11 protein-coding genes are annotated in these 8,519 nt (G+C 66.3%); all 11 read right to left on the bottom strand.

Features of this window, described 5'->3' with window-relative positions:
• Positions 1–636 (bottom strand): hypothetical protein (locus tag Q7J26_RS12350; protein WP_304936710.1); only part of this gene is annotated, 636 nt, incomplete at its 3' end.
• 91 nt (positions 637–727) lie between these two features.
• Positions 728–3,421, bottom strand: coding sequence for a transcriptional regulator (locus Q7J26_RS12355; protein WP_304936711.1), 2,694 nt, complete (start codon positions 3,419–3,421; stop codon positions 728–730).
• A gap of 58 nt (positions 3,422–3,479) precedes the next feature.
• On the bottom strand, positions 3,480–4,304 hold the full coding sequence (locus tag Q7J26_RS12360; RefSeq protein ID WP_304936712.1) for a flagellin: 825 nt from the start codon (positions 4,302–4,304) through the stop codon (positions 3,480–3,482).
• 135 nt (positions 4,305–4,439) lie between these two features.
• A complete protein-coding gene (locus Q7J26_RS12365) occupies positions 4,440–4,733 on the bottom strand; it encodes a hypothetical protein (protein WP_304936713.1) in 294 nt (97 codons plus the stop codon).
• An 86-nt stretch (positions 4,734–4,819) separates the two neighbouring features.
• Positions 4,820–5,587, bottom strand: a complete 768-nt coding sequence (locus Q7J26_RS12370; protein WP_304936714.1) for a flagellin — start codon at positions 5,585–5,587, stop codon at positions 4,820–4,822.
• Positions 5,588–5,911: 324 nt separating this feature from the next.
• Positions 5,912–6,691, bottom strand: coding sequence for a flagellin (locus Q7J26_RS12375; protein WP_304936715.1), 780 nt, complete (start codon positions 6,689–6,691; stop codon positions 5,912–5,914).
• Between the two features lie 219 nt (positions 6,692–6,910).
• Positions 6,911–7,078 carry a hypothetical protein gene (locus Q7J26_RS12380; RefSeq protein ID WP_304936716.1) on the bottom strand — a complete coding sequence of 56 codons (168 nt, stop codon included), beginning with the start codon at positions 7,076–7,078 and terminating at the stop codon, positions 6,911–6,913.
• Entirely contained in the window at positions 7,065–7,544 is a 480-nt protein-coding gene (locus Q7J26_RS12385) for a hypothetical protein (RefSeq protein WP_304936717.1), read from the bottom strand. The genes Q7J26_RS12380 and Q7J26_RS12385 overlap by 14 nt, the downstream gene beginning before the upstream one ends.
• Positions 7,541–7,924, bottom strand: a complete 384-nt coding sequence (locus Q7J26_RS12390; protein ID WP_304936718.1) for a M15 family metallopeptidase — start codon at positions 7,922–7,924, stop codon at positions 7,541–7,543. The genes Q7J26_RS12385 and Q7J26_RS12390 overlap by 4 nt, the downstream gene beginning before the upstream one ends.
• Positions 7,921–8,208 (bottom strand): hypothetical protein, encoded by a 288-nt coding sequence (locus Q7J26_RS12395; RefSeq protein WP_304936719.1) that lies wholly within the window; start codon positions 8,206–8,208, stop codon positions 7,921–7,923. Before Q7J26_RS12395 ends, Q7J26_RS12390 begins: the two co-directional genes overlap by 4 nt.
• Positions 8,205–8,360, bottom strand: coding sequence for a hypothetical protein (locus Q7J26_RS12400; protein ID WP_154726910.1), 156 nt, complete (start codon positions 8,358–8,360; stop codon positions 8,205–8,207). Before Q7J26_RS12400 ends, Q7J26_RS12395 begins: the two co-directional genes overlap by 4 nt.
• Positions 8,361–8,519 lie beyond the last annotated feature (159 nt).

Below are 8,519 nucleotides of genomic sequence, written 5' to 3' on the forward strand. Positions count from 1 at the left end.
CTGTTCGACCAGGGTGCGGAAGCGGTTGTTGTCGGGCGACTGCTCGACCCGCCGCGGCACCAGACGCAGGGTGGTGTCGCCCCAACGCCCGTACAGCGCCTCGCCCGGCCGCACGCAGGTGCCGGCGTACAGCGCCTGGACACAGGCGTTCAGGCTCATGCTGGACGACAGCGAGCGCCAGTCCGATCCGGTGTAGCGCAGGCAGGCGGCGGCGGCGGCGGTTGGCGCCGGCTGCTGCGCCGGCTGGCCGACGGGCGGCATGGGCTCGGCCTCGGTCAGCGCGACCGGGGGGGCGCTGGGCGGCGGGGCGAAGGCCGCGGTCGGGGCGGCGGCCAGGGCCCCGGTCTCGTCTATGCCCACGTCCAGGGCGTCCGTGGCGACGCCGTTGCGCCGGGCGCACTCCGTCAGCGTGGCCATGCCGACGAACTGGCCGTCGACGAAGCAGCGCAACTCGCGCGTGGGCTCCAACGTCGGGGCGTCGGCCAGATCGACGGTCAGGCCGCCACGGGCGGCCGGCGGCGCTTCCGGCGTCTTGTCGCCGCCGCCGGTGAAGATGAGCGCCAGCACCACGGCGGCGATGATCACCAGACCGGCGCCGATGGCGATGATGACGCGATTGTCGTTCGGAAGGGCCATGAGGGGCTTTCGCAACTGAGGCGCCCAATAACCCGGAACGGGCGCCGGGCGTCAACCGCCTAGCCGTCCACACCGCCCGCTGAGTTGAAGATCAGGCCGTCAGGCGGTTGAGCGCGGCCTGGAAGTTGGCCAGTTGCGTCTGCTGATAGGCAGTCGACGACTTGTTGCCGGTCTGAGTGTTGGTGATGGCGGCGGTCGAGGGCGCCAGCGACTTGTAGGCCGACCTTACCGATGTCAGGGCGTTAGCCAGAGCGGCGTTCGTCGCCTTGATGGCGTCGGCGTTGCTAAGGTTCAGTGCATTGGTCAGATTGAGGCCATAGGCCTTCTTTTCCTTGTCGCCCGTGTTCCCGATATAGCCAGGCGACAGGCCCAGGGCGCCCAGGGCGTCCTTGCCGACCGCCCCCGACGAGACAGTGGCGCCCTGTTTGCCCTCGGCGGCTTTAATCTCGATCCGTTCGGTCGGCGGCGAGACCTTTTTGTCCGTGACCACGGTCGCGATGAGTTGGCGGTTGGACGCGCTGGTAATCTTCTTTGCGAGGCTCGCCATCGTCTCGTTCGCGGCGATGGTCACGGTGATGGCCCGTGTGCCGTTGCCGGGGGTTATGCTGAACTGATCGCCCGCGCGGGCGGAGGTGGCGACGGTCAGCAGCTTCGAATCCGATTGCATGATCTCGCCCTGCGGCAGGCCCAGCTTGTCCAGCACGCTGGCGCCGCCTGACACGACCGTCAGACTGCCGGTCACAGCCTGGTCGCCCTGGGCGCGCCAGGTCTGGCTGTATTCGACGGCGCCGGTCAGAGGGTCCAACCGAGCCAGATAGGCCTGGGTCGGATCGGTCTTGGCCGCATCGCCGGGACGGTCTGCGACGCCGGTGATCCAGACCTTGCCGTCCTTGACCTGAACATCGGACGCCGTGTCCACGCCGGCGCCCCCATAATAGGTCAGCCGCTCGTTGGCGGAGGGTTGAAGGTCGGGATCCAGAACCGCCACGAAAACGTCCGTGCCGCCTGCATGGGAATTCGTTGCGCCGCCGACATCCAGAGCGGCGTTATCGGTCTGACCCGTCAGGATGACGCGACCGTTGTCGACCGTAATCCCGGTGATCGCGCCCTGAGCCGCGCCAAGATCGCGGCTCGACGACAGGGTCGGGGCGCCGTAGGCGTCCAGCGTGAACTGACGGACCATGATCCGACCGTTCTCCACCCCGGCGGTATAGAGGTCCGAGCCCGAGGTCGTCATGGCCTGGACGTTGTCGTCGCCGGCCGTGCCAAACTGGGCCGTGCCTACCATAAGACCGCTGAGCGGCGAGGTCGGGGTCAGCTTATGCTCGCCGAAGGCCTGGACATAGCCGTCCCATCCGCCCAGCGCGCCCTCGGCGCCCGGCATCATGGAGCGCGACCGACCGGCGACATAGACCGTGCCGTCGGCGCCGAAACTGACCTCGGTCGCCTCGTCGGCCGCCTTGGCGCCGCGCCGCTGGGTCCAGACCTCCTTGCCCGAAGCGTCGAAGACGGTGACGAAACTGTCTGCGACATTGGCGTCGTCGCCGCTCTTGCCGGCGTCAAGGGCGCCGGTCACCGAGCCAGCGACCGCGATCCGGCCGTCGTCTGCGATGGCGAGCGAGAAGCCGTTGGCGCTGGACGCCGCCCCCAGCAGCTTGGTCTGGGTCAGGTTCCCGGCGGAATCGAACTTCATCAGGGCGACGTCGCGCTGCCCCTTGATCGGCTGGCCATCCTCTCCCTCGGTCAGGTCGGCGAGCACCCAGACCGAGCCGTCCGCAGCCACGGCGCTGTCGCGCACGGCGGCGACGCCGTCCGGCAAGGCGACCTGGCCGGCTCTTCCCTCGACCCAGAAGGTCTCGCCCAATCCCTGCGTCGCTGTCGGCGCGCTTCCGCCATCGGCCTGGAACTTCAGGAGCTCCGCGCCGCCGCCGGTGGTCTGGGTGACATAGACCGCGTCGGACGTCTCTGCTGCGGAGAATGAGACGGTCTCGCCCGCGCCGCCCCACACCTTCAACGCCCACTGATCCGGGCCCGCCGGCAAGGTGACGGTCTTGTCGCCCACCTTGACCGTCTTGGCGACGCCTGGAATTTGCTCGCGCCCGATGCGCGTCTCCACACCGGCCGCGCCCAGCTGTTCGTTCATGAAGGCGGTGACATTGTCGAATGTACGGGGGGTCGAGCCCATGCCCGCCAGGTCGATATCGATGGTCTTTTGCGCGCCCCCTGAGATCGAGACGCCGATGGAAAAGCGCACGTCCCCTTCGAAGGCGTCGACGGTCTCGGTGAGCGCCCCCTCATGCACCGGCGCGGTGACGAAGGTGCTGGACGTCTTCTCTATCGCTGCGGTCGTCTTGACGGTGTTCTGGGCGACGCCGTCGACCATCCTGAACCCTTCAAACTTCGCCGTAGCCAGATAGGCCGAAAGCTCGGCCAGCCCTGAGGCGAACCGCTTGTTGAGCAGGGCGGATTCCGACGCGCTGACGCCGCGGGTGGCGGCCCGGTCCGCCAGGGCGGACAGCGTGTTGAGGGCCTGATAGGTAGTGAACAGCTTGCGATAGTCGTCGGAGGCTGAGGCCAGATCGACGTCCACCGCCGCCTCGTTGACGATGCGACGGCCCGCCAGGGCCGACCGCACCATTTCGCTGGCGGTCGGGACGTTCTCCGTCGCCGTCCAGGGCGCCGTGGGCTGGGTGCGCTTGGTTGGAGTCGTAGACGTGCCTGACGTGGACGACGTCGTGGAAGACGTCACCCCGTACAGTCCCAACAGATAGCTGTTGTTAATCATCGATCGGCTCCGTTACCCAGATTGCGCCGAGGGCCGATAACGAACTCTTAAGCCGGACCTAGTTCTGGAACAGCGACAGGATGACCTGAGGCGCCTGGTTGGCGATCGACAGGGCCTGGACGCCCAGCTGTTGCTGAACCTGAAGCGCCTGGAGACGGGCGCTTTCCTTGGCCAGATCGGCGTCCACCAGATTGCCGATCCCGGCTTCCAGCGAATCGGACAACTTGCTGACGAAGCTCGTATGGCGTTCGATCTGCTTGGCCTGAGCGCCCAGTTCCGCGAGACGCGAGCTGGCCGTTGTGATTGCGGTCGTCACCGCCGTCAGGGCCGCAGTGGCGTTCGCCTCGGTCGTCAAATCTTCGCCCGTCAGACTGAGCCCGGCGACGGTAAGGTCTTGGCGGTTCACGGAAATGGTTTCGGTCGCGTCGGCGTTGGCCAGGAAATCCAACGCGACGGTTGATGTACCGTCCAGAATATTGGCGCCATCGAAAGTCGCATTGGCCGAGAACGACCCGATGGAGCCCAGCAAGGCCTGGAACTCCTGGTCATACGAGGCGCGGGTGGCGGCCGAGGCGCTGGGATCAGCCGCCGCCGTCGCCTTGGTCTTCAGTTCCAGCAAGAGATCCGAAATCTGCTCGCCTGCAGCCAGCGAGACGTCCGCGATCGAGGTCGCACGGTTCAGGCTGGTCGTCACCGATTCCAGAGAACCCTTGTCCGCCCGTTGCCCTTGAGCGACGGCCCAGACGGCGGCGTTGTCCTTGGCGCCCTGAACCTTCAGTCCAGTGCTGACCCGGCCCTGCGTCGACGCCAACTGGTCGTTGGTGCGGTTCAGGTTCTGAAGGGCGATCATCGCCGAGGTGTTGGTGTGTACGCTAGTGGTCATGGCTTCAAGCCCCGGACTTCTGTTCCCTACAGGATTAACCATGAGTCGTGAGCGTATGGTTAACGCCAAAGAAACCACGATAGCGCCGTCCGGCGAACCGGCGGCGTTGCAGTCTTCGACCTGAACAGCCTTCGTCTAGACGGAGGTTTTCAGCAGATTTCCGCCCCGGTAGCCCGGGTTGTCGGCGAGAGTCTGAACGACTTCCCGCGGCAGTTTCAGCACGACCTTGCCCGTGATCGGATCACTGATCGTATAAACAAAGCGACCGTTTTCGGCGGACTCGATGGTCAGGCGATAGTTGTTCGATTTCGCCGCTTCCTCGGCCTGCAGCGAAGGCTGCGACGGCGTGGGGGTCGGGGCAGGAGTGACGTCGGCAGGATCGGAAGGAAAGAAGTTTACCGAAGACACGCTCGCGACATTGTCAGCCATGGCTCCTCGCGCGGACGATCCGCGCCCTTCTGGATTCAAACGGAAGTGAAGGGCCGGAGCGGCGGATGCCGCTCCGGCCAATCATCTTAACGGAACAGGCTCAGCAGGATCTGGCTGGACGAGTTCGCGATCGACAGCGCCTGCACGCCGAGCTGTTGCTTGGTCTGCAGGGCGGTCAACTTGGCGCTTTCCTTGGCCAGATCGGCGTCGACCAGGTTGCCGATACCGGCTTCCAGGGCGTCTTCCATCTTGCCAGCGAAAGTGACCTGACGGTCCAGCGACTTGGACTGCGAGCCCAGGGTCGCCATATCGGCCGTGAAGGACTCGAGCGCGGTCTGAACGGCGGCAGCGGTGGTGTCGCTCGGGGTGGCGTCGGCGGGCGAGGCCATGCCGACCGTGAACGTCGACGCCGACGTATCGGTGATCACGGAAGCCGAAGCGGTCCACAGATTTTCGCCGTCGAAGTTGGCGCCGGCGAGAGCGCTGTCGATTTCGGTCTGCAGGGCGTCGTAGTCGGCTTGCAGAGCGGTGGTCGTGGCGGAGGAACCGCCGGCTTCGATGGCGACGGCCAGCGACTTCATTTCCGTCAGGGCGGCGACGACGGTCTCGCCGGCCGCCAGAGCGACGTCGACGATGGACTGACCACGTTGCAGCGATTGCTTGACGGCCCCTTGAGCGGCCATTTCAGCGCGCTGGTTGGTGGCGATGGCGAAGATGGCGCCGTTGTCCTTGGCGGACGAAACGGCCTGGCCGGTGCTGACGCGATTTTGCGTCATGGCCAGGGACTTGTTGGTGGCGTTCAGGCTCTGAAGAGCGATGTTGGCGCCATAGTTCGTGTTAACGCTGTTAGCCATTTTGGCTGTCCTTTTCACTTCGTGATGTCCGGCGTCATTTTGACGGCCGGGAGCTTTTTGCCCGTTTGAAGTGAAGCAATTGCCGGGCCAGGAACCGTTAACCCGCCCTTCTGCAAGCTATTGTTTTATATGCGTTATATGGTTGTTTATGTTAATCTTTCCCGGCAGATTTCGCCGAGTGGGGCAAATCTTGCCGACCAGGTAGGAAAACTCTGCCGGGCAAAAGCTGCCAACCAAGCAAGAAGGCGGCCGGACCGAGGTCCGACCGCCTTTTTGACGTTTGATTTTGAGGCGCAGGCCACAGAGGCCGATGCGCCCGCGAGGTTAGGATCGGAACAGGCTGACCAGGATCGAGCTGGACGAGTTGGCGATCGACAGGGCCTGGACGCCCAGCTGCTGCTTGGTCTGGAGCGCGGTCAGGCGTGCGCTTTCCTTGGCTAGATCGGCGTCGACCAGATTGCCGATGCCGGCCTCGACGGCGTCTTGCAGCTTGCTGGTGAAGGTCACCTGGCGATCCAGAGACTTGGACTGGGTGCCCAGGGTCGCCAGATCGGCCGTGAAGGCGTCGATCGCGGTCTGAACAGCCGCTGCGGTCGTAGCCGTGGGCGTGCCGTCGCTGGCTGCGGCGATGCCGATGGAGAAGGTGCCGCCGGAGGTGTCGGTGATGACGCCTGTCACGGCGCCGTCGGTCCACAGGTTGACGCCGTCGAAGTTGGCGCCGGCCAGGGCGTTGTCGATCTCGGTCTGCAGCGCGTCGTAGTCGTTTTGGAGCGCGGTGGTCGTCGCCGAGCTGCCGCCGGCCTCGATGGCCACGGCGAGGGCCTTCATTTCAGTCAGGGCGGCGACGACGGTGTCGCCAGCGGCGAGCGAGACGTCGACGATCGATTGGCCGCGTTGTTGCGATTGCATCACGGAATTGAGCGCGCCCATTTCGGCGCGTTGATTCGTCGCGATGGCGAAGATCGCCCCATTATCCTTGGCGCTGGAAACCTTCAAACCCGTGGAGACACGGTTTTGCGTCACGTCCAACATCTTGTTGGACGCGTTAAGGTTTTGCAGCGCGACCATGGCGCCGACGTTCACGTTGATGCTGTTGTTAGCCATTTTGGCTGTCCTCTTCACTTCGTGTGATGTCCAGCGCCATTTTAGCGCCAGGAGCATTTTGCTCGCCCTCTAGAGAGCAAGGGCGGGGCCAGGCGGAAATGGGCCAACCGGCATAACTCCGCACTGATTTTACGGGCTTTTTTCGGACGACCCGCGCCGCACCTCGGCAAGTTTCGACGCACGGCGGCACAAGTTGCCGAGTCGTTTTTGCCGTTTTGGTCAGGGCGGAGGCCTGTCCCCTCCCCCGGATTGAGAATCCAGCAGGGCCCGCTCCGCCAGCAGGACCTCCAGCGCCAGCCTGCGCGCGCCGTCGCAGGCGACGATCTGGGCGCCGCGCAGCACATAGGCGGCGTCCAGATCGGCGGCCGTCGGTTCAGCCGGAAGCACCGCCAGGGCGCACGGGCGCGTCGCCGCCTCCGGCAGGCTCAGCCGCGCCGGCGCAACCGCCGAGATCGGGGGCGAGCCGGCACAGCTCGCGGTCATGGCCGCGCAGATAATCGGCGCGGCGGCGGTCCAAAGGGATTTCGGCGTCATCGGCGTTCCTTGCCTGGGCGACGGCGGCGGCGGTCACGCGCTCAGCCGCCGTCTGTTGCTGTTGAAAATCATCAAGGCGGCGCAGCACGGTTTGGGCGCCCTCGGCTTCGAGGCGACGCGCGGCGGCTTGAGCCTTTGCGGCTCCCTCCCCCGCCGCAGCCCGCGCCTCGGCCGCCGCCAACCGGCGCTGCTGCAGGTTCAGTGGGTCCCAGCGGAAGCCCAGCCCCCCCATAAGCGTGGCCGCCAACCCCGCCACGACCCCCGCGACGGCGATCCAGCCGAGCGGCGTCAGCGCCTTCAGGATCGACACCGCCCTCATGGGAAAGCCCTTCGATCCAGTTCGAAATGCGGGCCGTCGCGCAGGCTCTTCCAGTCGCCGCCCCAGACGATGGGGGTCTTCAGCTCCAGAGCCGCCGCCTTGAAGGCCGAGGCGATGCGTCCGTACAGCGGCCAGTCCCAGCGGACCTGTCCGTCGACCAGGGCCGCCACATCGACGGCGTGGCCGCTCAGATGGCGAGACCTCAAGGTTCGGCTGGCTCCCGCCTGGACCAGAGCCGCCTGCCGTTCGGGCGAGCGCAGCCCCTCCGTGATCATGAAATCAACAGGGCTGCGTGCGACCGCCGCCTCGACGACAGCGACCAGGGCGGGATGCACCCCCTTCAATCGCGCCCTGGAGCGAACGGACAATGGGCCGCTCATGGCCGACCTCCCGTCAACCGCACGCGCGCATTGGCGATGAGCGCCACCAGTTGCTCGGCCGTGGGCGCAACCAGGTACAGAACCAGGATCAAGGCCAGCAGCCCCATCAGCCCATCGGTCATCCTGGGCAACATCTCGGCCGGCATCCGCCCCACCGTCCGCATCAACAGCAGCCACAAGCCGACGCTGACGGCAAAGGCGTAAAGCCTGCGCCACAGCCAGCGTCCCTCGGCCAGGGTTCCGTTCTGGGGCCGGATCGGATCCGGCGTCGTCGATCTCGTCATTCCTCGTCCTCCTTGTCGAAGATTTCGGTCGCGCACCGGCCGTCGAAGCCGGTCTGGGCGCGCCAGGCCGTGTCATTCAGTCTGTCGGGCGCGTCCCAGACTTCGGGCTCCAGCACCTCCACAGGCTCAGGTCGGTTCAGCCGCCGGCTCATCCGACCGCCGTGAGTCGGACCACGCCTCCCCCGCCTGCACCGCCCGCGCCCGACAGGGTCAGGCCCGCCCCCCCGCCTCCGCCGCCCGCGCCGAACAGGGCGCCCGCGCCCCCGGCCGTCCCCGCACCGGCGGCGGAAGCGCCGCCGCCGCCGCCGCCG

The sequence above is a fragment of the Brevundimonas sp. genome, from assembly GCF_030656255.1.
In the GTDB taxonomy this organism is placed as follows: Bacteria; Pseudomonadota; Alphaproteobacteria; order Caulobacterales; family Caulobacteraceae; genus Brevundimonas.